Origin of the sequence: Paenarthrobacter sp. R1 (assembly GCF_030264015.1) — a bacterium.
Lineage (GTDB): Bacteria > Actinomycetota > Actinomycetes > Actinomycetales > Micrococcaceae > Arthrobacter > Arthrobacter ureafaciens.
On sequence record NZ_CP127115.1, the window covers coordinates 2,277,821 to 2,301,091 of the forward strand.

The 23,271-nt window shown below is 63.3% G+C and carries 23 protein-coding genes; 12 read left to right on the top strand and 11 right to left on the bottom strand.

Translation table 11 applies throughout. The features are described from left to right. Window positions 1-11 precede the first annotated feature (11 nt). Complete coding sequence (locus QN084_RS11055) at window positions 12-1,661, top strand: 5-oxoprolinase subunit B/C family protein (RefSeq protein WP_069696661.1); 1,650 nt, start codon at window positions 12-14, stop codon at window positions 1,659-1,661. A gap of 7 nt (window positions 1,662-1,668) precedes the next feature. Continuing rightward, the gene (locus QN084_RS11060; protein ID WP_069696610.1) at window positions 1,669-3,426 is read left to right on the top strand and encodes an acetyl/propionyl/methylcrotonyl-CoA carboxylase subunit alpha; all 1,758 of its coding nucleotides are present in this window, start codon (window positions 1,669-1,671) and stop codon (window positions 3,424-3,426) included. Window positions 3,427-3,443: 17 nt separating this feature from the next. Here QN084_RS11060 and QN084_RS11065 read toward each other — a convergent pair whose 3' ends face one another. The 3 genes from QN084_RS11065 to QN084_RS11075 all read right to left on the bottom strand — a co-directional run bounded on the left by QN084_RS11065 (window position 3,444) and on the right by QN084_RS11075 (window position 7,481). Continuing rightward, window positions 3,444-4,697, bottom strand: coding sequence for a D-arabinono-1,4-lactone oxidase (locus tag QN084_RS11065; RefSeq protein WP_069696611.1), 1,254 nt, complete (start codon window positions 4,695-4,697; stop codon window positions 3,444-3,446). 174 nt (window positions 4,698-4,871) lie between these two features. Then, on the bottom strand, window positions 4,872-6,368 hold the full coding sequence (locus QN084_RS11070) for a SulP family inorganic anion transporter (RefSeq protein WP_069696612.1): 1,497 nt from the start codon (window positions 6,366-6,368) through the stop codon (window positions 4,872-4,874). A gap of 6 nt (window positions 6,369-6,374) precedes the next feature. Then, entirely contained in the window at window positions 6,375-7,481 is a 1,107-nt protein-coding gene (locus QN084_RS11075) for a GTP pyrophosphokinase (RefSeq protein WP_062094430.1), read from the bottom strand. 111 nt (window positions 7,482-7,592) lie between these two features. Between QN084_RS11075 and QN084_RS11080 the strand changes: the two genes are divergently transcribed. Both QN084_RS11080 and QN084_RS11085 read left to right on the top strand, forming a co-directional pair. Further along, on the top strand, window positions 7,593-8,414 hold the full coding sequence (locus QN084_RS11080; protein ID WP_069696613.1) for an alpha/beta hydrolase: 822 nt from the start codon (window positions 7,593-7,595) through the stop codon (window positions 8,412-8,414). A 39-nt stretch (window positions 8,415-8,453) separates the two neighbouring features. Next, entirely contained in the window at window positions 8,454-9,383 is a 930-nt protein-coding gene (locus QN084_RS11085) for a carbohydrate kinase family protein (RefSeq protein ID WP_069696614.1), read from the top strand. Between the two features lie 3 nt (window positions 9,384-9,386). Here QN084_RS11085 and QN084_RS11090 read toward each other — a convergent pair whose 3' ends face one another. After that, a complete protein-coding gene (locus tag QN084_RS11090) occupies window positions 9,387-10,442 on the bottom strand; it encodes a glutathione S-transferase family protein (protein WP_069696615.1) in 1,056 nt (351 codons plus the stop codon). Window positions 10,443-10,520: 78 nt separating this feature from the next. Between QN084_RS11090 and QN084_RS11095 the strand changes: the two genes are divergently transcribed. Continuing rightward, window positions 10,521-11,330 carry an HAD family hydrolase gene (locus QN084_RS11095; RefSeq protein ID WP_168529561.1) on the top strand — a complete coding sequence of 270 codons (810 nt, stop codon included), beginning with the start codon at window positions 10,521-10,523 and terminating at the stop codon, window positions 11,328-11,330. 4 nt (window positions 11,331-11,334) lie between these two features. On the opposite strand, the gene QN084_RS11100 is transcribed toward QN084_RS11095, so the two are convergent. Next, window positions 11,335-12,186, bottom strand: a complete 852-nt coding sequence (locus QN084_RS11100; RefSeq protein WP_069696617.1) for an SDR family oxidoreductase — start codon at window positions 12,184-12,186, stop codon at window positions 11,335-11,337. Window positions 12,187-12,244: 58 nt separating this feature from the next. Here QN084_RS11100 and QN084_RS11105 point away from each other — a divergent pair, with 58 nt between their 5' ends. After that, window positions 12,245-13,024 carry a glycerophosphodiester phosphodiesterase family protein gene (locus QN084_RS11105; RefSeq protein ID WP_083262019.1) on the top strand — a complete coding sequence of 260 codons (780 nt, stop codon included), beginning with the start codon at window positions 12,245-12,247 and terminating at the stop codon, window positions 13,022-13,024. A 25-nt stretch (window positions 13,025-13,049) separates the two neighbouring features. On the opposite strand, the gene QN084_RS11110 is transcribed toward QN084_RS11105, so the two are convergent. Next, complete coding sequence (locus QN084_RS11110) at window positions 13,050-14,888, bottom strand: glycoside hydrolase family 2 protein (RefSeq protein WP_069696618.1); 1,839 nt, start codon at window positions 14,886-14,888, stop codon at window positions 13,050-13,052. A gap of 151 nt (window positions 14,889-15,039) precedes the next feature. Between QN084_RS11110 and QN084_RS11115 the strand changes: the two genes are divergently transcribed. Together QN084_RS11115 and QN084_RS11120 are read left to right on the top strand one after the other, a co-directional pair. Then, window positions 15,040-16,002, top strand: a complete 963-nt coding sequence (locus QN084_RS11115; protein WP_259362777.1) for a D-2-hydroxyacid dehydrogenase family protein — start codon at window positions 15,040-15,042, stop codon at window positions 16,000-16,002. Window positions 16,003-16,221: 219 nt separating this feature from the next. After that, the gene (locus tag QN084_RS11120) at window positions 16,222-17,364 is read left to right on the top strand and encodes a glycerate kinase (RefSeq protein WP_069696620.1); all 1,143 of its coding nucleotides are present in this window, start codon (window positions 16,222-16,224) and stop codon (window positions 17,362-17,364) included. Window positions 17,365-17,367: 3 nt separating this feature from the next. On the opposite strand, the gene QN084_RS11125 is transcribed toward QN084_RS11120, so the two are convergent. Next, complete coding sequence (locus QN084_RS11125; RefSeq protein WP_069696621.1) at window positions 17,368-17,604, bottom strand: DUF2630 family protein; 237 nt, start codon at window positions 17,602-17,604, stop codon at window positions 17,368-17,370. A 272-nt stretch (window positions 17,605-17,876) separates the two neighbouring features. Between QN084_RS11125 and QN084_RS11130 the strand changes: the two genes are divergently transcribed. Further along, window positions 17,877-18,011 carry a hypothetical protein gene (locus QN084_RS11130; protein ID WP_021473227.1) on the top strand — a complete coding sequence of 45 codons (135 nt, stop codon included), beginning with the start codon at window positions 17,877-17,879 and terminating at the stop codon, window positions 18,009-18,011. Between the two features lie 261 nt (window positions 18,012-18,272). On the opposite strand, the gene QN084_RS11135 is transcribed toward QN084_RS11130, so the two are convergent. The 3 genes from QN084_RS11135 to QN084_RS11145 form a co-directional block, all read right to left on the bottom strand. Beyond that, window positions 18,273-18,824, bottom strand: a complete 552-nt coding sequence (locus QN084_RS11135) for a dihydrofolate reductase family protein (protein ID WP_062094457.1) — start codon at window positions 18,822-18,824, stop codon at window positions 18,273-18,275. A gap of 11 nt (window positions 18,825-18,835) precedes the next feature. Then, a complete protein-coding gene (locus QN084_RS11140) occupies window positions 18,836-19,162 on the bottom strand; it encodes a hypothetical protein (RefSeq protein ID WP_069696622.1) in 327 nt (108 codons plus the stop codon). A gap of 186 nt (window positions 19,163-19,348) precedes the next feature. Then, window positions 19,349-19,915 carry a type 1 glutamine amidotransferase domain-containing protein gene (locus tag QN084_RS11145; protein ID WP_062094461.1) on the bottom strand — a complete coding sequence of 189 codons (567 nt, stop codon included), beginning with the start codon at window positions 19,913-19,915 and terminating at the stop codon, window positions 19,349-19,351. A gap of 225 nt (window positions 19,916-20,140) precedes the next feature. Here QN084_RS11145 and QN084_RS11150 point away from each other — a divergent pair, with 225 nt between their 5' ends. From QN084_RS11150 to QN084_RS11160, 3 genes are all read left to right on the top strand, one after another. Next, window positions 20,141-20,632, top strand: a complete 492-nt coding sequence (locus QN084_RS11150; protein WP_069696623.1) for a DUF2975 domain-containing protein — start codon at window positions 20,141-20,143, stop codon at window positions 20,630-20,632. Next, a complete protein-coding gene (locus QN084_RS11155) occupies window positions 20,632-20,853 on the top strand; it encodes a helix-turn-helix domain-containing protein (protein WP_021473232.1) in 222 nt (73 codons plus the stop codon). Before QN084_RS11150 ends, QN084_RS11155 begins: the two co-directional genes overlap by 1 nt. A 321-nt stretch (window positions 20,854-21,174) precedes the next feature. Beyond that, the gene (locus QN084_RS11160; RefSeq protein WP_285751776.1) at window positions 21,175-21,543 is read left to right on the top strand and encodes a nucleotidyltransferase domain-containing protein; all 369 of its coding nucleotides are present in this window, start codon (window positions 21,175-21,177) and stop codon (window positions 21,541-21,543) included. A 251-nt stretch (window positions 21,544-21,794) separates the two neighbouring features. Here the strand turns inward: QN084_RS11160 and QN084_RS11165 are convergent, their stop codons facing one another. Next, the gene (locus QN084_RS11165; RefSeq protein ID WP_069696624.1) at window positions 21,795-23,150 is read right to left on the bottom strand and encodes a uracil-xanthine permease family protein; all 1,356 of its coding nucleotides are present in this window, start codon (window positions 23,148-23,150) and stop codon (window positions 21,795-21,797) included. Between the last annotated feature and the right edge of the window lie 121 nt (window positions 23,151-23,271).

A 23,271-nucleotide genomic window follows, 5' to 3' on the forward strand; every position in this document is an offset into this window, starting at 1 on the left:
CGAAGCACATGATGGATACCGTGATGGAAACCGTAACCAGCAAGAAGGTCCGCGCCGTGAGGCCGGTAGGCACGCGCGCCGTGCTCGCGGAGTTGGACGGCCTTGCCGAGGTACTGGCCTTGCAGGACCTGCTCAACAGGAAGCCGCTTCCCGGCCAAGTGGACGTGCTGGCAGCTGCGGAAACGGTCATGGTGGTTGGCGAGTCAGCCTCCGCGACACGGGCCATCGGCGCCCGGCTCCTGCAGCTCGAACTGACAGCTCCGGACGTCACCGACTCCGGGTTGGTAGTGATCGAGACGGTGTACGACGGCGAGGACCTGGCTGACGTCGCGGAACTCACCGGCCTGAGCGTGGACGGTGTGGTGGCTGCGCACACAGGCCAGACCTGGACGGTCGCCTTCGCCGGGTTCGCGCCTGGATTCGGCTACATGGTGGGCGAGAACAATGCCTTGACGGTTCCCCGACGGGCCACCCCCCGGACGGCTGTTCCGGCCGGGTCAGTGGCCCTCGGCGGGGAGTACTCCGCCGTCTATCCCCGCCGTTCCCCGGGTGGGTGGCAACTGATCGGCCGCACGGGAGCCCGCATGTGGGATCTGGAACGTCCCAAGCCCGCCTTGGTGCGCCCGGGCGACCGTGTGCAGTACCGGGCTGTCCGGGAAGTTGTCACCGCCTCGGCCCATGAGCCCGAATCGGATTCGGAGCACCACACTGAATCCGGTCTGCGCATCGTCAGCCCGGGAGTCCAAAGCCTCATCGAGGACCTGGGCCGCAGAGGCCATGGCCCTCTGGGAGTTTCGGCTGCGGGAGCCCTGGACCGCGCTTCCATCCGTCGCGCCAATCGCCTGGTAGGCAACGCGTCGACGGCAGCCGCCATTGAGTCAGTGGGCGGTGGACTTTCCATCGAGGCCATCGGCGATCAGGTGATTGCGGTGACCGGTGCGCCGACGACGCTCAGCGTCCAGTCGCCGTCGTGGGTTGACTCAGTGAATCACGACGGCGGTCCACAGCCAGGCGCGACGCGAACCGTCGGCATGGCCGCACCGTTCGCACTGCTCGATGGTGAAGTCCTCAGCCTTGGAGTGCCTGAATCCGGATTCCGGAACTACGTGGCGATCCGTGGCGGCATAGATGTTCCGGCGGTCCTGGGCAGCCGCTCTGCTGACACGATGTCCGGAATCGGGCCGGCGCCTTTGACGGTCGGCAAGGAACTGCGGGCCGGCAGTGACACTGTTTCCACCGCGGTGGGCAGTCCCGAACTGCAGCCTGACTTTCCAGGTGCGGAGACCGTGACCGTGCTGGATGTGGTGCCCGGACCCCGCGCAGATTGGTTCGACCAGTCGGCCCTGGACTCGCTGGCAAGCCAGGATTGGGTGGTCACGCCGCAGTCCAACCGTGTGGGAATGCGCTTGGACGGGCAGCCCTTGGTGCGAACCCGCGACGGCGAACTCCCCAGCGAAGGGACCATGGCCGGAGCGCTCCAAATACCTCCCGCAGGCCTGCCTGTGCTGTTCCTCGCGGATCATCCCATTACGGGCGGCTACCCGGTGATCGGCGTAGTGCGCGACGAGCACCTTGACCGCGCCGCCCAAGTCCCGGTCGGCGGGAAAATCCGTTTCCGGCTGGTCCCGGATTCACCAGACTTCCAAACCCCGGAGAAGTGAGTTTTTAATGCGTAAGGTCCTGATTGCCAACCGCGGCGAAATCGCCGTCCGCGTGGCCCGAGCCTGTGACGATGCAGGCATCTCTTCCGTCGCCGTCTATGCGGCCATTGACGCCGACGCGATGCACGTCGCCCTTGCTGATGAGGCGTACAGCTTGGGCGGGAACAGCCCGGCCGACACCTACCTCAACATCGGCAAACTGCTGGATGTGGCCGCCAAGTCGGGAGCGGACGCCGTCCATCCCGGCTACGGCTTCCTGTCCGAGAATGCCGACTTCGCGCAGGCGGTCATCGATGCGGGACTTGAATGGGTGGGACCCTCGCCGGAGTCCATCCGCCAGCTTGGCAACAAGATCACGGCCAGGGAGATCGCCGTCCGGGCCGGTGCGCCCCTGGTTGCGGGAAGCGATGGCCCGGTGGCTTCGGCTGCCGAGGCCCGTGCCTTTGCCGAAGCGCATGGCCTGCCGATCGCCATCAAGGCTGCTTTTGGTGGTGGCGGTCGCGGACTGAAGGTGGTCCGTGAGCTGGCCGAGGTCGAGGAAGCGTTCGACTCTGCCGTCCGTGAAGCCGTGGTGGCGTTCGGTCGCGGCGAATGCTTTGTGGAGCAGTATCTCGACCGGCCGCGGCACGTGGAGGCGCAGATCATCGCCGACAAGCACGGGAACGTGGTTGTGGCGGGAACCCGGGATTGTTCGTTGCAGCGCCGGCACCAGAAGCTGGTTGAAGAGGCACCCGCTCCGTACCTGAGCGGAGAACAGCGGCACCAAATCTACGAGGCCTCAAAGGCGATCGTCCGCGAGGCCGGGTATTACGGCGCCGGAACCGTGGAGTTCCTGGTGTCCGCAGGAGGCGCTGTGGCCTTCCTCGAAGTAAACACCCGGCTGCAAGTGGAGCACCCTGTCACCGAGGAGACCGCCGGTGTGGACCTTGTCCAGGAACAGTTCCGTATTGCTTCAGGCTTGCCGCTAAGCATCACTGAGGACCCTTCCGCCCGTGGCCATTCCTTCGAGTTCCGCATCAACGCCGAAGACGTGGGCCGGGGATTCCTCCCGTCGCCGGGTACCGTCGCGTCCCTTGAAATTCCGGCCGGGCCGGGCATCCGGTGGGACTCGGGCGTGCGCGCAGGGTCAGTTGTGGCTCCGCAGTTCGATTCCCTCCTGGCCAAGTTGATCGTCACGGGTGCTGACCGCCAGCAAGCCCTGCGCCGGGCTCGCCGTGCCCTCGCGGAACTGAAGATCGTGGGTCTCCCTACCGTTGTGCCGTTCCACCGGGCAGTCCTTGAAGCCGAAGACTTTGTTGCAGCGGATGCCCTGCGCGTCCACACCCGTTGGATTGAGACCGACTTCGCGGACCGGATTCCCAACGATCCGGATTACTCCGTGGTTGCCTTCAACGGTGAGCGTCGGACCATCACCGTGGATGTTGACGGAAAGCGACTCGCTGTGGGCCTCCCGGCAGACCTTCTTGAGGGCTGGGCCCGTTCCGGACAGGGTCTGCCTCCGGTATCGGGACTGGCCGATACGCCGGGTTCTGTCACCGGGGAAGCACCCGCCGGGTCTGCACTGGTAGCTGCGATGTCCGGCACAGTGGTCAAGTGGTTGGCCGAACCCGGTGACGAAGTAGCCGAGGGCGATCCCCTGGTGGTGCTGGAAGCCATGAAGATGGAGACCCAGGTCTCCGCACACCGGGCAGGCACACTCACCGAAGTCCTCTCGGCTCCGGGTGGAGTAGTCGCCACGGGTGCGGTCCTGGCTCACATCGAGTAGTTCGTTCCCGCGGTTGGCTACTTGCCTGCGGGAGCGGCCACGCCCAGCACGCTGTCCAAGAGGCCATTCCGGAACTTGCCCTGAGGGTCATTGGCCTCCACCAGGGCGCGGAAGTCCTCGAACCTCGGGTACAGCGCAGCGAAGTCGTAAAGCGACGGCGTGAAGAGCTTGCCCCAGTGGGGGCGGGAACCGAACGGCTGCAAGCTGCGTTCGAGCTCGGGAAGGAAAGCTTCGACGTCGTCCTGGAGCGGCTTCCACGTGAAGTGCAGGGCAACGCTTTGCTGTTGGTAGAAGGGGCTGAGCCAGAACTCGTCCGCCGCAATGGTACGGATTTCGGAAACAAAGAGGAGCGGAGCAAGCTTGTCCGCCAGGGCACGAACGGCCTGGAGGGCCGCAGGGGCGTCCGTCAACGGGAGGATGAACTCGCTTTGCAGTTCTTCCCCGTTGCTTGGCGTGAACTCGTGGCGGAAGTGGGGCAAGCGGTCCAGCCATTTGCCGGGCTCGTCCAGCTGGATGGTGCAGTTCTCCGCGGACATTCCCGGCAGGGGATGAAGCGCGGCCGGGGCAGCCGTGGCGCCAAAAAGATCAGGCAGCGCAGTTTCGGTTCCCAGCGCCTTCAACCAAACCTGCGGGATCGAGTCTCCGGTGTAGTCGGTGAAGAAGCTGACGCTGTAGGCGCTTGATGCGATGGTTTCGAAATCCGTCAGTGCCCGGTCCCAAGGCAGCCCCGTGAGCACGCGCTGCCGCATCCCGAAGCTCGGGCGGACTGCCAACTCAAGGCCCGTGACGATTCCCATCGCCCCCAGCCCGACTACTGTTGCAGCGAATTCAGGGTCATCCCGGGTGAGCGTCACCAGTTCGCCGGAAGCTCGGACCACGTCCAAACTCACCACCGCTTCAGCCAGGGACGGGTTCTTGACGCCGCTGCCGTGCGTGCCCGTCTGGATAGCTCCGGCTACTGAGATGTGGGGCAGGGAGGCAAGGTTGTGGATGGCATAGCCCTGCTCTTCAATCGCCCGGCACAGGGCGCCGTAGCTGATGCCGCCGCTCACCTTGACCGTCTTCCGGTCCTCGGAAAGCGTGATCTCCTGGGGGAGCGCATCCAGCAGAATATGGGTGCCACTGGTATCGGCCACCGTGTTGAACGAATGCCGGGACCCAAGTGCCTTGACCCGCGAGGCATTGGCCACGAGCTCTTGGACCTCGCTTACCGAAGACGGGCGGTGCACGGCTGCGGACGAGTACTGGAGGTTTCCGGCCCAGTTCTTCATGGTTTGATCTTCCTCTGCTTTAGCGAACTCACTCCGTCGATTGTTTGCGCTCACAAAGGTGCCGTCAAGGGGAGTCCATTCCGGTGGGACGGCCCCCTCGGCTCCCAAGTGGGTCGCATTTGTGCGCGTTTACAGGGGTCAGAACGCGCTCAGCTGCGACTTAGTTGGGCGGGACTAGCCGTTGAGCTTGCCTGCCATACGCTCGCGCATCCGGATGCTCGCCTCGTTGAGGCCGATGAACTCCACCTCGCGACCATGGTTCCGGTACTTTTCGGTGACGGAATCCAGCACGGCAATGGTGGACGCGTCCCACAAATGCGAGTTGTGCAGATCGATCACCACGCGATCTATGCCTTCTGCCGAATCTTTTGCGTAGTCGAACTGGGTGTACAGGTCATTGGATGAGGCGAAGAAGAGTTCACCGTCCACTGTGTAGGTCGCAACAGTCCCGCCGTTGAGCTCCAGTTCCGTCCGCTCCACCGTGGCGAAGTGGGCCACCCGCCGGGCGAACAGCACCATGGCGGTCAAGACGCCGACGCCGACACCCACTGCCAGGTTATGGGTGGCCACAACGGCAGCAACAGTGAGGAGCATGACGGCGGTCTCAGACTTGGGCAGGCGCCTCAAGGTGGATGGGCGGATGGAGTGCCAGTCGAAGGTAATCAGCGAAACGAAGATCATCACGGCCACGAGCGCGGCCATGGGAATCATCCCCACGACGTCGCCAAGGACCACCACCAGGACCAGCAGGAAGACGCCGGCCAGGAACGTGGACAGCCGTGTCCTGGCGCCGGATCCCTTCACGTTGATCATGGTCTGCCCAATGACGGCGCAACCACCCAGGCCACCCAGGAAGCCCGTTACGATGTTCGCTGCTCCCTGCCCCCAGGAGACCCGGGTCTTGTTGGACCGCGTATCAGTGATGTCATCAACCAGCTTGGCCGTCATGAGCGACTCAAGCAGGCCGACCAGCGCCATGGACAAGGAGAACGGCGCGATGATTTGGAAGGTCTCCATGGTCAAGGGCACGTTAGGCAGGAAGAACCCGGGCAGGCTGTCCGGCAACTCGCCCTTGTCGCTCACGGTGGGAACATCAATATGTCCGAGGGCCGTGACCAGCGTAATGAGGACAATGGCCACCAAGGGTGCGGGCACTGCCGTTGTCAGCCGTGGCAGGCCGAACACGATCAACAACCCGACGGCGACGATCGGATAGACCATCCAAGGCACCCCGAAGAGTTCGGGCATCTGGGACATGAACACCAGGATGGCCAAGGCGTTGACGAAGCCGATCATCACGGATCGCGGGATGAACCGCATGAGCCGCGTGACGCCCAGGGCAGCGAGAATGATCTGGAAGACCCCCGCCAGGATGATGGTGGCAATCAGATAGTCGAGGCCGTGTTCCTTCATGACCGGTGCAATGACCAGTGCAACGGCGCCGGTCGCAGCCGAGATCATGGCCGGGCGTCCACCGACGATTGCCGTGACCACGCCCATGGTGAAGGACGCGAACAACCCGATTCGAGGGTCCACCCCGGCGATCACCGAGAACGCAATTGCTTCCGGAATGAGCGCCAATGCCACGACCAACCCGGCCAAGGATTCGGTCAAGAGACGGCGGGGCGAGCGGAAAGTCGCCCGCAGGGACATGAGTTGCTCCGGAGTCATGAGTCCTTAAAGTGCAGTCTGGCGGTAGCGCTCAATCTGCTTAAGACGCCGCAGGAGGCTGTCGCGCCGCGGGTGCGGAACGACGTCGGGCGCCTCAGCGGTGAGATCAATGTGTTCGGTCCCGTACTGCCACAGCAGAAGGTCGTCCAAGAGGCGGTCCGGGCCGGGGGAGTAGCGGTGGTCCAAGGCCTTGCGGACCTCGGTAATCCGGTTGGCGCTGAGCAGCCCGGCGAGTTCCACGGTCTTGGTGAGTCCGTGGGCTGCAAGGAGTTCGGCGGCCCATCCCCAGTCGTCATCTACTTTACGGTCTACGTGCGGCAGCAGGGTACGCCAGACGTCACGTACACGGTTGGGAGTGAGCGGCGAGGCACCCTCGCCTTCGAGGTCCCAGTAGCCACGAACTTCCTCATACCGCTCGTGGAGATCTGCGAACGCGGTCTCCACGGTTTCCAGCATGGCGGCCGTGGCGGTGAATTGACGGTCGAAGTGCGGGGTCCAGGCCCGGGGGTCCTCCGCCTTGAAGCGGATGTCGTGTTCGATCTCGCTCCACGCATGGGCGAACACCGTGCGGATCTGGCATTCGAAGAAGTAGCTGCCGTTGGCGGGCAGATCCGGATTGAAGACCTGCTGGTACTCCTTCACGGTCTCGTTCTGGATGGTCCGCAAAATGAGGTGCCTGCTGGAATAGCCGTACGTTCCGGACTCGATGGAGCCGATGTCCTTTTCCCGGTCCCCGCGGCAATCGAAGAGCTGGCGTTGGCGCTTGATGATGTTGGCTACCGCGGCGTTCTCTGCGGGCAGTTTGGTGATGACCCGGATGCCGACCATGTCATTCAGCGTCCGGAACGGGTCCGGGAACTTGAGCACGCGGGGGCCACCCGGCTCCAGGGGTTCCTCCGTCCGGGAGATCTTCTCGCGGAACGAATCGACGGTCTTGGTGCGGCCGGTAACGAACAACGGCGTCACCTCGGCGTCGTTGAGCAAGTCCCTAAGGGTCAGCAAAACGTCACGGGTAACACGCTTAAGTGCAGGGCGCACCCGCTCGTAAAGTTGGACGTTGGCCTCCACCGCTTTGCGCTGATTGAGGTCCAAGCTGTCCCAGTTGCTTGCCATGGTTCCAGCTTACGGTGCGGCCCTGACAGCGAAGCCGGACGCCCCGCCGTCGAACTGCTGCTAGCCAAACCGGCGGCCGCTCGCGATAGGCTCGATACAAAGGAGGGCGCAATGTTGCGGCACAAGTACAGCTACGGCCAACACCCCAGTCAGTGGGGCGAACTCTTCATACCTGAACCACACAACGGAAACCACCGGGGCCCGGCGGCCGTGGCGGGAGGTGTCGCCGTCGTGATCCATGGCGGCTATTGGCGCTCCCAGTACGGCGCAGAGCTGGGTGAACCTCTTGCCCGCGACCTCGCGGCCCATGGCATCACCGCCTGGAACCTTGAATACCGGAGGGCCGGGAACGGCGGCGGCTGGCCGCATACCTTCGAAGACATCCTTGCCGGCATCGACTATCTGGCACAGATCGCCGGCAACCATGACCTCCAGCTCGGCAAGGTGGTGGCACTGGGCCACTCCGCCGGCGGGCACCTTGCGGTATGGGCCGCCGGCCGTGGCCGGTTGTCCTCCATCGGAACGCCCGACGCCGATCGGCAGCTGGAGCGCGGACCGGAAGAAGAAGCCGTGCACCTGACCGGCGTCGTGAGCCAGTCCGGTCTCCTGAACCTTGCAGCGGCCGAACGCCTGAACCTCAGCAACGGCGCGGTCTGCAACCTGATGGGCGGAGATTCGGCAAGATACCCCAAACGGCATAAATACGCAGACCCCATGACGTCCCTCCCGATCGACGTTCCCGTATATGCCGTTCACGCCATGAATGATGAGGATGTTCCGGCGAGCCAGTCCGAGGCCTACGTCGCAGCAAGCAACGCATCCGGTGGCTCGGCACAACTCCTGAGGGTTCCGGGGGACCACTTCGACCTCATCGACCCGAAGGCCGTGGCCTACAAGAAGTGCCGCGAACTGGTCCAGCGCCTGCTCTCCTGACCGCTGGTTCAGCCCAACGTCCTCTGGCAGAGTTGTCCCATGCTGACTGTTATTGGCGAGGCCCTTGTTGACGTCGTCCAGCGTTCCAGCGGGATAGAGGCCCACGTTGGCGGCAGCCCGCTCAACGTTGCCGTGGGCCTGGCCCGGCTGGATCATCCCGTCCAATTCCTGGGCCGGTACGGAAAGGACGCTTACGGGGACTCCGTGGGCGCCCACCTGCGGTCCAGTTCAGTCATGGTTCCGCTCCCGCCCGATGACAAGCCCACCAGCGTGGCCACCGCCCTGGTGGACGACGACGGCGCCGCCACCTACACGTTCGACCTCGCCTGGGACGTCCCCGGACTCATCGGGCGGCTGCCCCTCATGCTGCAAGGTGCCACTTTGCTGCACACGGGATCCATCGCCGCTTTCCTGGAACCCGGGGCCGGGGAAGTGCTGGCCGCCGTCGAGTTCGCCCACCCACGATGCACCGTCAGCTTCGACCCCAATTGCCGCCCCAGCATCATCACTGACAGGGAATATGCCCGCCGGAAGGCCGAACGATTCGTGAGCCTCGCGGACGTGGTCAAGGCATCGGACGAAGACCTTGAATGGCTCTACCCGGGCGAAGATGTCTTGGACTCGGCCCGTCGCTGGATGGCATTGGGCGGCCATGAGGGGCCCGCCATGGTGGTGGTGACGCGCGGAGCACGGGGCCCCTGGGGGATCACGCGTGCAGGCGAAACCCAGCTTCCGGCACCGCTGGTAGATGTGGTGGACACGGTGGGTGCCGGTGACTCGTTCATGGCCGGTCTGTTGTCAGCCATTGTGGACCGCGGGTTGGACGGCGCCCAGAACCGCGATGAACTCCGCGCCATGCCGGCTGAAACCCTCGCCGCCATCATGGACCACGCGGCGAGGGCTGCGGCCGTCACCGTTTCACGCGCCGGAGCCAATCCGCCGTCGAGGGCTGAACTGAACCACGCCTAGAACTCAGACGGCGCCGTGTCCTTCGGCGACTTCTTCTCCCGCCTTGACCGGTCCCGGGGGTGTGCCGTCACCGAAGGGACGCCCGCCGAGGGACTCCCGGCCGTGCGGAGTCAACCATCCGGACAAGTCCGGCCCCGCCGGGACGATCTGCGTCGGGTTGATGTCCTCGTGGACGATGTAATAGTGCTGCTTGATCTGCACGAAGTCGATGGTGTCCCCGAACCCGGGCGTCTGGAACAGGTCCCGTGCGTAGGCCCACAATGCCGGCATCTCGGTGAGCTTGTTCCGGTTGCACTTGAAGTGGCCGTGGTAGACAGCGTCGAACCTTGCCAGGGTGGTGAAGAGGCGGACGTCGGCCTCCGTGATGGTGTCTCCCACAAGGTAGCGCTGCTGGGAAAGGCGTTGTTCCAACCAGTCCATCGCCGTCCATAGCCGTTGGTAGGCGGCTTCATATGCTTCCTGGGACCCCGCGAAACCACAGCGGTAGACGCCGTTGTTGATTTCGGTAAAGACCCGCTTGTTGACCTCGTCGATTTCCTGCCGCAGGTGCTCGGGGTACAGCTTGGGAGCTCCGGGGCGGTGGAATTCCGTCCACTCGGTGGAGAAGTCCAGGGTGATCTGCGGAAAGTTGTTGGTGACTACGGCGCCGCTGGGAATGTCCACAAGCGCGGGGACCGTGATGCCCCGCGGGTAGTCCGGGAAACGACGGAAGAAAGCTTCCTGCAAACGTTCGATTCCCAGCACCGGGTCCTTGCCGTCGGGGTCGAGATCGAACGTCCAGGAACGGGCGTCATGAGTCGGGCCGGGCTGGCCGAGGCTGATGGCATCCTCAAGGCCCAGGAGCCTGCGCACGATGACTGTGCGGTTGGCCCACGGGCACGCCCTGGCAGCGATGAGGCGGTACCGCCCGGCTTCCACGGGCCAGCCGGGTTCGCCGTTTGGTCCCTGCGTGCCGTCCCGGGTGATGCGGTCCTCGATGTAGTTGGTGTCCCGGTTGAACTCGCCGCCGGTGACGTATGCGCCTTTTGTGCTGTACTCCTGGGTCGTTTTCTCACTCATGGACCCACACTATGTTGTGCTTCTCTCCGCAGGCGAGGGCCGGGGGAAACGCCGGGGCTACCCACGTAGACTGGCATGATGCGGCTCGTAGCAAGTGATATTGACGGCACCATCCTCGGTCACGACGGAAAAATCAGCGCCAGGACCATCAGGGCCTTCCAGGCCTGCCGCGACGCCGGGGTGGAACTCGTTTTTGTCACCGGCCGCCCGCCGCGCTGGCTGTACCCGTTAGAGGAGCAGCTCGGCCACAGCGGAGTCGTCATTTGTTCCAACGGCGCCGTTGTTTGGGACCCTGCTGCCGGGAAGCCCATCTCGTCGACGGCGCTGGACATCACCGCTGTCTTTGAAGCGCGGCGAATCATCAAGTCGATCAGGCCTGACGCTCTGTTCGGGGCGGAGACCCTCCACGGCTTCCACCTTGAACCCGGCTTTATCGAAAACGAAACCAGCGAGCTGCTCGGGGAATTCACTCCCGCCCCCTTGGATCGGACACTGACGGCCGCTGACGCAGTGGTGAAGTTCCTGGCCATCACCCGGGAAGGCACCCCGGACGAGTTCCTCGCGGAAGTGGGACCCGCCGTCGCGCACCTGGTGGCTACTACGCACTCTGCGCCCCGGACCGCTTTGCTGGAGATGTCCGTGCCAGGCATCAACAAAGCCGTGACGCTCGCAAAGTATGCCGAGTCGCTGGGCATTGAAGCGGCTGACGTCGTGGCTTTCGGGGATATGCCCAACGACATCGAGATGCTGCGTTGGGCCGGCCACGGTTATGCCATGGCCAGCGGACATCCGGAGGCGATCCTCGCTGCCGGGCAGCAGGCTCCGCATTTCGACGACGACGGTGTGGCCCAGATACTCGAAGCGAAGTTGGCCGGGGAGAAGGTCTAAGCCCTCAAGGGTGCCGCACGCCCTCACCGGCGAGGATTGCCCGGTAGCCCTCCTTGTAGCTCGGGTAGGTGAAGGTAAAGCCGGTAGACAGGAGCCGCTGGTTCGAACAGCGTTTGTCTCCTGGGCCGTCGTCGGAGGCAGGCCTTGCCGGAGGTTCCGGAAACTGCAGTTCCTTGGCGAGGAAGCGCAAAACGTCGCCCAGTTCAGCCGATTCGTTGTCCACGCCCACGTAGACCGCATCCGGCTCCTGTTCCATGGTGGCCAAATGGACGATCATGGCAGCGGCGTCGTCGCGGTGGATGCGGTTGGTGTGCTTGGGCTGGGACGGGATGACGGCCTTGCCGGAGCGGACCTGGTCAATGAGCCGGGTCCTTCCAGGGCCATAGATCCCTCCAAGGCGCAGGACCACAGCTTGGGATTCCCCGGCGCGGGAAAAGAGCAACTCCTCCGCCTCCAGGAGAATTTTTCCGCTGAAACGGGTTGGTTTGGTGGGGGTCGATTCGTCCACCACGGCTCCACCTGCGTCCGGGTAGACGGCCGTCGAGGAGATGAGCAAGATGCGCCGGGGCGGAACAGCCTGGCGGTCCACGGCATCCAGGACGTGGGAAAGCCCGTCCACGTATGCTGCCCGGTAGGCCTCCTCGGTGGAAGCATCAGCGGCCAGGGCAATCACTACGGTTCCGGCATCTGCCGGCAGCGCTGGTACCTCTTGCGACAAGTCGGCGCGGACGCCGCGTATTTCCCCCGGCAGCTTCTCCGGTGAACGCCGGAGGCCGATCACTTCATGTCCCGCCGCCGCGAACCGCAGGCCTGCTTCAGTTCCGAGGTCGCCGCAACCGGCAATCAACACAGTCATCCCAATAGTCTGCCAGCCGTCACCGCGGGCGGCCGGATCCCTCAGTTACGCTACCCGTGTGACGCTGCCCTACTTTCTTCGCAAGGACGGTTCTTCCGGTCCTCTGGCACTGGCCCATCGAGGTTTCTCCCTGGACGGGTTGGAGAACTCGATGGCAGCCTTCCACGCGGCTGTTGAGCTGGGGACCGTCCACGTTGAGACCGATGTGCACACGACAGCGGACCGGCTTTTGGTGGTTTTCCATGACGCGTCTTTGGACCGGGTGACGAATGCTGCAGGACGGATCGCCGAGCTGACCGGTGACGAGGTGACCCAAGCCCGCATCGGCGGCATCGAACCTGTACCGACTTTCGACCAGCTCGTCACAGCCCTTCCCGGCGCGAAACTGAATCTGGACGTCAAGGACTGGAACTCGGTGGGTCCCATGGCGGAAGCCATCGAACGGCACGGCATCCACAGCCAGGTCCTCGTCACCAGTTTCTCGGACCGCCGCAGACGGGCCGTCCTGAAGCGCCTGGACAAACGGGTTGCGTCCTCGGCAGGCTCTACCCTCACGGCCCTTTTTGTCTTCCTGGGCCCAATACTTCCGGCTGCGTTGGCGCGTAGGCTGCTTGCCGACGTCGATGTCTTCCAAGTGCCCGTCCGTTACGGCCGCTTTCGCGTAGTAAGCGAAGGCTTTATTCGCCGCGCACATCGCATCGACCGCCTCGTCCACGTATGGACCATCAACGAGCGGGCGGAGATGGAGCGGCTGTTGGATCTGGGCGTGGATGGAATTGTGTCCGACCGGCTGGACCTGCTCAAACAAGTGCTGATTGAGCGGGACGACTGGGTATGAGGAACTTGGCCACCCGTTAGTCGAGTCAGAGATCCTGTTCGCCCTCGATGGCCGCAGGGCGCAGCTGTGCTGCCCGGATGCGCTCAAGGTCGAACTTGGGGCCGCGATCGAACGTGAAGATGCCGTTCTTCTCCTGGAAGACGTCCGTCAACTGGGTGTAGCAGTACCCGAACATATCCGCGTTCTGCAGGAGGACGCGGCACAGGCCTTCGAACCGTTCATGGAATTCCTCTTCGCTGGCCACGCGCTGACCGTAGCCCCAGGAACTTGCCACATCATTGCCGGCTTCAGCGGCCTGCCTGGCCTCTTCCTCGTTCCACCAGATACCCCCGAACTCGGAGACGAAGTAGGGCTGGCCGGCGTAGGGGACCGAGTAATCCCCGCCGTCGGGGGTGCGGTTGAGGAAAGGCTTGCCGTCGGCGAGGCCCTCCTGCTGGAGGCGGAACTTGTCCGGATCCTGCTCGTAGGAGTGGGAATCGTAGATGTCCGTCTCGCGGACGCGGTGGGAGTAGCCCGAGGCATCGATCACCGGGCGCGTGGGATCGGCCAGCTTGGTGGCTAGGAACATGGCCTGCGTGACGTCGTCCAGCACGGTGATGCGGTCATGGAGGAGTTGGTGTGTTTCATTGAGCGGGCACCAGCCGATGATGGACGGATGGTTGAAGTCGCGCTGCAGCACCTCCAACCACTGGGCAACGAAGCTCGCAGTGGGCTTCTGGTTGTGGCCGACCGTTCCTCCGCCGGACACGCCCCAGTCCCCGAACTCGCCCCAGACGAGGTAGCCCAAGCGATCCGCGTGGTAGAGGAAACGCTCTTCGAAGACCTTCTGGTGGAGCCGGGCACCGTTGAAACCTGCGGCCATGGAGAGTTCGATGTCCTTGACCAGCGCCGCATCGTCCGGCGACGTCATGAGTGAGTCCGGCCAGTAGCCCTGATCCAGAACGAGCCGCTGGAATACGGGCTTGCCGTTGATGCGCACCACTTTGCCGTCCAGTGCCACGGACCTGACGGCGGCGTAGCTGGCCACCTGGTCCACCGGCGAACCAGTGGCGTCCTCGATGGCCACCTCAAGGTCATATAGGAAGGGATCCTCGGGTGACCACGGCCGGAGTTCATCCTGCGGTATGCCGAGCCGGAGCGATGGCGATAGGTCCAGGTCCGCCCGCACCGACGCTTCCGCTACGGTGGTGCCGGCGTTCCTGAGGATGGCCTTGATGGTATGGCCTGCACGGTTCTGCGAGAGGGGCACCTCTAGAGCCAGACTGGAATCGGCAAGGTTGGGAGTGATCCGGAGGTGCTTGATGTGGACCTCGGGAACGGCTTCAAGCCACACCGTCTGCCAGATCCCCGTGGTGCGCGTGTACTGGCAGTGGGTGTTGCTGTACCAGGTGGCTTGCTTGCCGCGTGCCTGCATCTCATGCCGGGAGTCCCTGGCCCGCACCACCAGCACTGCGTCCTCGCCGGGTTCGGCCAATCCGCTGAGATCTGCCGTGAAGGGGGTGAAGCCGCCGCGATGCCGGGCCACCTCCACTCCGTTGACCCATACCGTGGCATCGTGATCCACGGCGCCGAAGTGGAGCAGGACCTTCTTCCCGGCCCATTCCCCGGGAACGGTGATGGTGCGCCGGTACCAGACGGCCTCCATGAAGTCCACGTGCCCGACGCCGGACAGGGCCGACTCGGGAGCGAAGGGAACCAGGATCTCCCCGGTGAGCTCCCGTGTGGTGAGGCCGCGCTCCCATCCTGAGTCACCGGCGTCGATCTCGAATCCCCACGTGCCGTTGAGGTTCAACCAGGTGTCCCGGACCAGTTGCGGCCGCGGATGCTCAGGTTTGGGAAGGGCGTGGTTGCTGGCGACTGTCAAGGCAGCTCCTTAGAAGGCAGGCTCGTTTTTACAACGTTAGAATCTTTCGCGTCCGGATGCGAGGGTTTGGACGGCTATGTGGATTATCCGCGAGGAAAGTCGTGGCATGAGAGTCTGGTTAATACAGTCCAGCCGCCGCAAGGAGATTGACGTGACCCAGTACCGCTTGGCCATCCTTGACGACTACCAGCAGGTCTCCAGCGATTACGCTCCGTGGGATTCACTGCTCGACGACGGCGTGAAGGTCACGGTCTTCAGCGCACCTTTCGTGTCGGAGGAGCAGGCGGTGGCGGCATTGGCGCCGTTCGACATCATCGTTGCCATGCGCGAACGCACCCGATTCCCGCGTCATGTCCTCGAAGAGCTGGGCAACTTGCAACTCCTGGTCACCACGGGGATGGCCAACGCGGCGATCGACATGGATGCCGCATCCGAGCGTGGCATCGTGGTGTGCGGTACGGCCGGGTCCCCGGCAGCAGCTCCGGAGATGATCTGGTCCCTCTTGTTGGCATTCGCCCGCAACCTCGTGGCGGAGGAGAACTCGCTCCGGGCAGGCGGGTGGCAGTCCGTCGTCGGGTTTGAACTCGAAGGAAAGACGCTCGGAATTGTTGGCCTCGGCAAGATCGGCTCCCGGATCGCCCGGTACGCGCAGGCGTTCGGCATGGACGTCCTGGCCTGGAGCCAGAACCTTACGTCTGAAGCCGCGAAGGCTGCCGGTGCCCGAAAGGTCACTAAGGAGGAGCTGTTCCGCGAGTCCGACGTCGTCACGCTCCACCTGCGGCTTTCGGAGCGTACCAGGGGGATTGTGGGAGCCAACGAGCTGCGCCTCCTTGGTCCCGAAGGTTTGCTGGTCAACACCGCCCGCGGACCTTTGGTGGACGAGGCTGCGCTGATCCGGGCGCTGGAGGAGGGGTGGATCCGCGGGGCTGCGCTGGACGTTTTCGACGATGAGCCGCTCCCCGCAGGGCATGCGCTGCTGCATTCTCCAAGGACGGTCCTCTCACCGCACATCGGCTATGTGACGCACGAAAGCTACCGCCAGTTCTACGGAGGGGCGTTCGAGGACGTCAAGGGCTGGCTGGCGGACACCCCTGTCCGGGTGTTGAACGGCTGAGCCAGGGCGCTGTGGCGCACCCGTTAGGGCTGATCGCACCCGTTGCGACGCGACGGCGCACCCCTTCGCGCTGATCGCTCCCGTTGCTACGGTAGCGGTTGGCGGAAAAGGATGCGACGCCCTCGCCGCCAACTAACCCGGCGCCGAAACACGTCTCATTATGCGACTCATTACGCGATCGGCAAGCGCTTTCCCACAAAGGGCTGGCAAGATAGATCCATGCGTATCCTCATCGCCCCTGACAAGTTCAAGGGATCACTGACCGCCGCCGAAGCCGCGTCAGCCATGGCAGAAGGTGCCCTCCGCGTCTACCCGGACGCCGTCACTACCCAATTCCCCGTAGCCGATGGCGGCGAAGGCACCCTCGACGCCGCCATCGCCGCTGGTTACGAAGAGCGGAACAACGCCGTTGTTGGCCCGATCCTCAAACCCGTCGGCGCCTCGTGGGCCATTCAAAAGAACTCCTTCGGTGGAGCGACAGCGGTCATCGAGACTGCCCAGGCCTCCGGCCTCGCACACATGGAACCCACCCCGGAGAACTCCCTGCACGCCCATAGCTACGGTTGCGGCCAGCTCATCGCCGCCGCCCTCGACGCCGGTGCCACCGAGATAGTGCTGGGCTTGGGCGGCTCGGCAATGTCCGACGGCGGCAGCGGAGCCTTGCGTGCCCTGGGGCTCAAGCCCGTGGACTCGGCAGGCAACGTAGTGCCGCTTGGCGGAGGTTCCTTGGTCGACGTCGTCGCCTTGGACGTATCCGGGCTCGACCCGAGGCTGTCCAGCGTCAAGTTCCGGATCGCCGTCGACGTCCAAAACCCGCTGTACGGCACCGAAGGCGCCGCCCATGTTTTCGGCCCCCAGAAGGGTGCCGATGAAGAGGCTGTCGAAAAGCTCGACGCCGGACTCCGCAACTGGGCATCGCTCCTGCGGGAATCCACGGGCCGCGACGTGAACGTTCCGGGTGCGGGGGCGGCAGGTGGCTTCCCGGCGTCGTTCCTTGCCTTCACCGATTCCGCGCTGGAAGGCGGGTTCGCCCTCGTGGCGGGCCTGACGGGCTTGGCGAAGCACTTGGCTGAGGCCGATCTGGTGATCACGGGCGAGGGGTCCATGGATGAACAATCGCTCACGGGTAAGGCCCCGATCGCACTGGCCGACGCTGCCAGCGTGCACGGCATCCCGGTGGTGGCTGTTGCCGGCCGCATCACGGTCACGCCCGAGGACTTGGCAAAACACGGAATCGTGGCTGCCGCCCAGCTGCTGGACGTAGCCCAGCGCAAGGACGGACTTCCCGATGTTGCGGATGCGGTGGCCAACGCCGGAAAGTACGTTGCGTGGGCCACGAGCCAGGTGCTTGAGGGCGCTTAGGAGCTACTGGCGGTAGCCCTCCACTTCGCTGATGGGGCGGGCTTCGGCTTCGTCCGGGTCCTCACCGGCATCCCGCTTCGCGCGGCGCTGGCGCAGGAGGTCCCAGCATTGGTCCAGCTGGGCCTCTACCTGGGCAAGCCGTGCCCGGTTGTCATCGCCGTCGTCCACTGCTTCGTCGCGAAGTCGGTGTTCTTCTTCCACCAGCGACTGAATGCGTTCCAGAATGTCTTGGTTCTCCATGACTGTCTCCTCTGTTGCTTGCTTTTCTTCGGTTAGTGCTCAGGGGTTTTGCGATGAGGGCACCCGCCGCGCGAACCTCAGATCATTTCCTACCATAAGCATCCTTAGTATTTGCGGGCAAGGGTGGGCCTGTGCTTCGGTGCTTGGGCGGTCAAGCGGGTCCGCCTGGTGAGTTTCTGGGCAAAAGTTTTTCATGCAAAATGAGCGGACTGGATAAAAAATTAAAAGTCGGTATGGTGAAGTTACTGCGAGTTTGAAAGGAGTAATTATCCATGGCCAGAAAAACGCCTGGCGGCGGTGCTGCCAAGAAGGCTGGAAAGACCATCCTGGAAAAGCGCGCCGAAAAAAGGGCAAAGGCTGAAAGCAGCGGCAACATCTTCACCAAGCCGCGCAAGAACCAGCGCTAGCAAGAGCTGGCCCCGTCCGGACTCCTAGCCGCGACGGGGCCCTCCTTGCGGCTCGCGGTAGATGCAGAGTTTCTGATGTGTTTAGTAAAGCCTGCTTGTCTATTTATTTGAGCGGATTTAAAGCGCGGCACTAAAAGCTCCGAGGAGCGGTCCGCTTAAGGTGGACCCGGCCTCTTTTTCTAGATTCCAAGGGAAATTTTGGGTCCCTTTTGGCGCCGATTCGGCTCGCTGCCCGCCGTAGGTGATTTTGGCGTCGGGCTTTCAGTCCTTGCGCAGACTGTAAGTTGTGATGACGTTGCCCTTTGAGGTGGCGTACTGGTCCTTGAGTAGCAGCCGGTTGAGGGGGTCGCCCTCCTCGAAGAGACGGCGGCCGCTCCCGGCAATCACGGGATGGGTCATGAGGGTCAATTCGTCCAGGACGCCGGCGAAGAATAGCTGCCGGACCAGGGAGATGCTCCCGCAGACTGCGATTTCCCCGCCGTCACGGGACTTGAGTTCCGTGACGAAATCCTCGACGTCGCCGTCGATCAGGTGCGAGTTCTGCCATTCCAGCGGCTCGGTTAACGTCCGCGATGCGACGTACTTCTCGACGGGGTTGATGAAGTTCGCGAAGTCGTCATCCTGTGACGCGTTGGGCCAGTACTGGGCCCATTCCTGGTAGCTCACCCGCCCCAACACCACGGTGTCTACTGTGGTGATCATCTTGCCAAGACCCTGACCGAGCTCCGCATCGAAGCTGTCGAACTGAAACTTGAAAGGGTCCTGAACCACGCCGTCCACGGAGTGGAAGAGCCCGGCGGTGACTTTGCGCATGAATGCCTCCGCTAGGCGGCGGCGGTCGTCAGTCGCGGTGCGCGGGAGGGGAGCGCTGTTACGTTGCTCTTCTCCGGGCTGAGCAAAACGGGAATCTCGCAAAGGCCCGCGTAAAGCTGCAGTTCGTCCAGTGCATCGGCATCAACTGTGGCTTCCGAAAGATCCATCCGAACGTCCAGGCCGCTGCCCAGGCTCTTGGTGCGCTGAACCACGGGGTAGAGGCCCTGCAGGCTGGTGAGGGTAACGCGACCGGTCGCTGCGATCTGGATCTGTTCGCCGTCAACGTCGACGCGAACAACTACGGAGAGCTTCTCGCTGGTCAATGTGTTGCCTTTCATTGGGTAGCTGCCACGCTGCAGCCTCCCCAGCCTAAGCATCGAATGTGATCTACGCAACATTACGACGAGAAGCTGGTCCTGCATTTGCTGTTTGGTGCGGTGCGTGGGGGAGGCAAGTGCCGCCGTCGTAAGTCTTGTGAACTATGACGGCGGCACTTGCCGTGTGTGGGTCGTGCGCGGGTAGCGCTACGCTGTCTGGCCAGCGTGCTGGCCCTCGGAGATTTCCTCGACGAGCTTGCTGTTGAAGGCCGGGAGGTCGTCAGGGTTGCGGCTGGTGACCAGGCCCTGATCGACGACGACTTCCTCGTCGCTCCAGTTGGCGCCGGCGTTGCGGAGATCCGTCTGGAGCGTGTGGTACGACGTGACGTTGCGTCCCTTGATGACGCCGGCTTCAATGAGGATCCACGGGCCGTGGCAAATTGATGCCACCGGCTTGTGCTGCTCGAAGAAAGCGCGGGTGAAGTTCTGCGCGTCCTTGTCGACGCGGAGATGGTCGGCGTTCACCACGCCGCCCGGGAGGACCAAGGCGTCAAAGTCTGATGCGTCGGCGTCTGCTATGGCGAGGTCGACATCGAAGGTGTCACCCTTATCCACGCCGTTGAAGCCTTGGAGCTTGCCCTTTTCGAGGGCGACGAGGGTGGGTTCGCCTCCGGCGTCCTTAACGGCCTGCCATGGGCTGGTGAGCTCCACCTGCTCCACGCCGTCCGTCAACAGGAAGGCGACCTTCTTGCCTGCAATGTTGTGTTCTGACATTCTTCCTCCTCCTGTTTGCTGCTAGGTCTCGAACGCTTGTGGCGTCCGAAACCCCGGCTGGCACAAGGTGCTGCCGTTGCTCTGAGAGTTGTTTGCCTGACCTGATCCAGCCTAGGAAAACCGAAACTAATAAGCAAGCTGACTATTAAGTTCTGTGGCACAGCCGCTTACCCTGTCTATCGCTTAACGATAACATTTGATTGTTGTTCGATAGGAAGGGTAGCTATGGGAAAGCTGGCAGTGCTGGCGCTCCGGTTGGTGATCGGCGTTGTGTTGGCGGGGTCGCTGTTTGTTCAGGTGTGGATGGTTCCATTGCTTTCAGCAGATCTGGAGCAGGCCGGCGCGCCGGAGGCAGCACGGATAGCCTTCCTGGTGATCGTTGTCCTGGGAATCCTGTGCGTGCAGGTAGTGGCCGTATGTGTTTGGAGGCTACTGACAATGGTGCGCCGCGGCACGGTCTTCTCGAACGGGGCCTTCAAATTCGTGGACATCATCTTTTGGGCTGTTTCAGCAGCGGCGGGGTTGGTGTTTTCCATCGCCGTTCTGCTGGCTCCGGGTGACGTAGCCCCGGGGGTCGTGTTGTTGATCTGCGGTGCAGCGCTCATGGTTGGCGGTGTCGCCTTGGTGATTCTGGTGCTGCGGACCCTGCTGGCCCAGGCTGTAGCGCGAGACGTCGAGGCTACCGGTCTCCGCGCTGAACTCGACGAGGTGATCTGATGCCGATCGTCGTGGACATTGACGTCATGCTGGCCAAGCGGAAGATGCCTGCCGGCGTCTTGGCGGAGCGGGTTGGGATTACTCCTGCCAACCTTGCCGTGTTGAAGAACGGGCGTGCGAAGGCTGTCCGGTTTACCACCCTCGAAGCACTGTGCGAGGTGCTGGAGTGCCAGCCGGGGGATTTGTTGCGCTGGGAGGCTGAGGTCCCGGCCAACCGGTGACGCCTTGGCCTTCGGCCCCGCGGCTGACTGCAAGGAGTGAGAAATCGCGTACAATTAGAAGCGATTGGGAGGTAGTCGATGCAACTTCACAACCCTCTGCGTGCCATATGCCCCACCCTGGAGGCAGATGTCTTGGTGGCGCTTGCGGACGGTCACCCGAGCACACCCGGAGAGCTCGTCCGCGAACGTGCGATCCAGGCCTCAGTCTCGGGTGCTCGTCGATGCCTGGAGAGGCTCGAAGAAAACGGTGTCGTCGTTGCGACTCACGTGGGGAACCGCACCAAGTTCGCACTGAACCCACGCCATATGTTGGCGGACTTGGTGATCCAAGCGGCAAAGGGGACCGATCTTTTCATCGAGTTCCTTTCACAGAGGATAGGTCTGTGGCCTTTGAGTCCTCTGCAGGTCACGCTTTTTGGGTCGGCTGCTCGCGGGGACATGGGGAATCGCTCCGACATCGACCTGCTGTTCATCATTCCGGACGGCGCCAGTGATGACCTTTACGAGAGGATTGCTGACCTGGCTGTGGAAGCATACGGCCTCACGGGCAACGATGTGCGGCCCATGACCTATGAGGCCGCAGAAGTACACGTTGCGCCAATCTTTGATTCCATCACAAGCGAAGGAATTCATGTCTATGGCGACGAAGGTTGGCTCAGGCGACGGCTTGCCGGTAAGACGGCGGCCTAGTGAGTGCACTTACTGATGCGCAGGCGCGCTTGGAGGACGCGCGGGTCTTCTTGGAAGCGGCGGAGGTGCATGCAGGAATCGCCGTATAACGTCTCAAGTCTTACGCGGGCTAAGTCATCCAAGTGCGTCGAGTGGGCGCACAAGCTGTTAGTAGCTGCTGAACTGAAGTTCGCCGCATCATGAGATGCGAGTGGTCGCCGGAAGCGAGGACAGGGTCGCGGTAAGGAGGCCACGAAAGTGGTCCCAGCCTCCTACTTCCCCTTCTTCCCGCTGCGCTTCGCTGCGGCGTTCATCGCCGACTTCACTGCCGGCGGCAGCCCCTCAGTCTCGGTTTCGGGTTCGGCCACGGTCCCGCGCCAACGGGCCAGGCCCTTCATGCCGTGGTAGATCACCAAGGCAGCAGCAGAGCCAAGGGCAATGCCCGTGAACTTCAGTTCGCCGATGGTCCATGTGTAGTCCGCGATGCCGATGATCAAGGCTACTGCAGCCGTGGTGAGGTTGATCGGGTTGGAGAAGTTGACCTTGTTCTGGACCCAGATCTTCACGCCGAGGATGCCGATCATGCCGTACAGCATGGTGGCGGCACCGCCCAGGACGCCCGGGGGCACGGTTGCGATCAGTTCACCGAACTTCGGTGAGAAGCTCAGCAGGATCGCGAAGATACCAGCCACCCAGTAGGCCGCCGTCGAATAGACCTTGGTAGCGGCCATAACGCCGATGTTTTCCGCGTACGTCGTGGTGCCGGAGCCGCCGCCGAATCCGGCAAGTACCGTCGCGGCGCCGTCGGCCATCAACGCGCGTCCGGAGACGCCGTCGAGGTTTTGCCCCGTCATCGCAGCTACAGATTTCACGTGCCCGACGTTCTCAGCCACCAACACAAGGACGACGGGGACGAACAGGCCCACCACGCCGAGGTGGAACTCGGGCGTCTGGAACGTCGGGAGGCCGATCCACGCGGCGGCGTCCATCTTTTCGTAGCTGACTTCGCCGCGCATCATCGCCACGAGATAGCCCACCACGACGCCCACCAGAATGCTGAGCCGGCCCAGGATCCCACGGAACAGGACGCTGACCAGGATGATCGTCACCAGGGTGATCAGCGCCGTCACCGGGGCGAGGTCGAAATTGTTCTTGGCTGCAGGCGCGAGGTTCAAGCCGATCAGCGCCACGATGGCACCGGTGACGATCGGCGGCATCAGCCGGTTGATCCATTCGGCACCGAATTTCTGCACCACGGCGCCAATAAGCGCCAGTACGACGCCGGCAAGCACCACGCCGCCCAAGGCGCCGGCAACGCCGTACTGCTGCTGGGACGCCATGATGGGTGCGATGAATGCGAAGCTCGACCCCAGATAGCTGGGCACCCGACCCTTGGTGATCACCAGGAACAACAGTGTGCCGACGCCGGAGAAGAACAGCGTGGTGGCCGGGGGCATGCCGGTGATGATCGGTACGAGGAAGGTCGCGCCGAACATCGCTACGACGTGCTGCATGCCGATGCCGATGGTCAGGGGCCACGCGAGCCGCTCGTCGGGGGACACCACGTGACCTGGCCGAATGGTCTTGCCGTCGCCGTGGAGCTTCCATTTGATGCCGCGCATGCTCATGGCAGGCCTTCCTCAGAAGAATGTTTTGGGTTCGGTGCAACATTACCGCCGTTGCGTGGCTTGCCCTAGGCGCCGTATCTGCGGTTGGGGCCGGAAGGTCGTCCTGTCCCGCTACGGCACG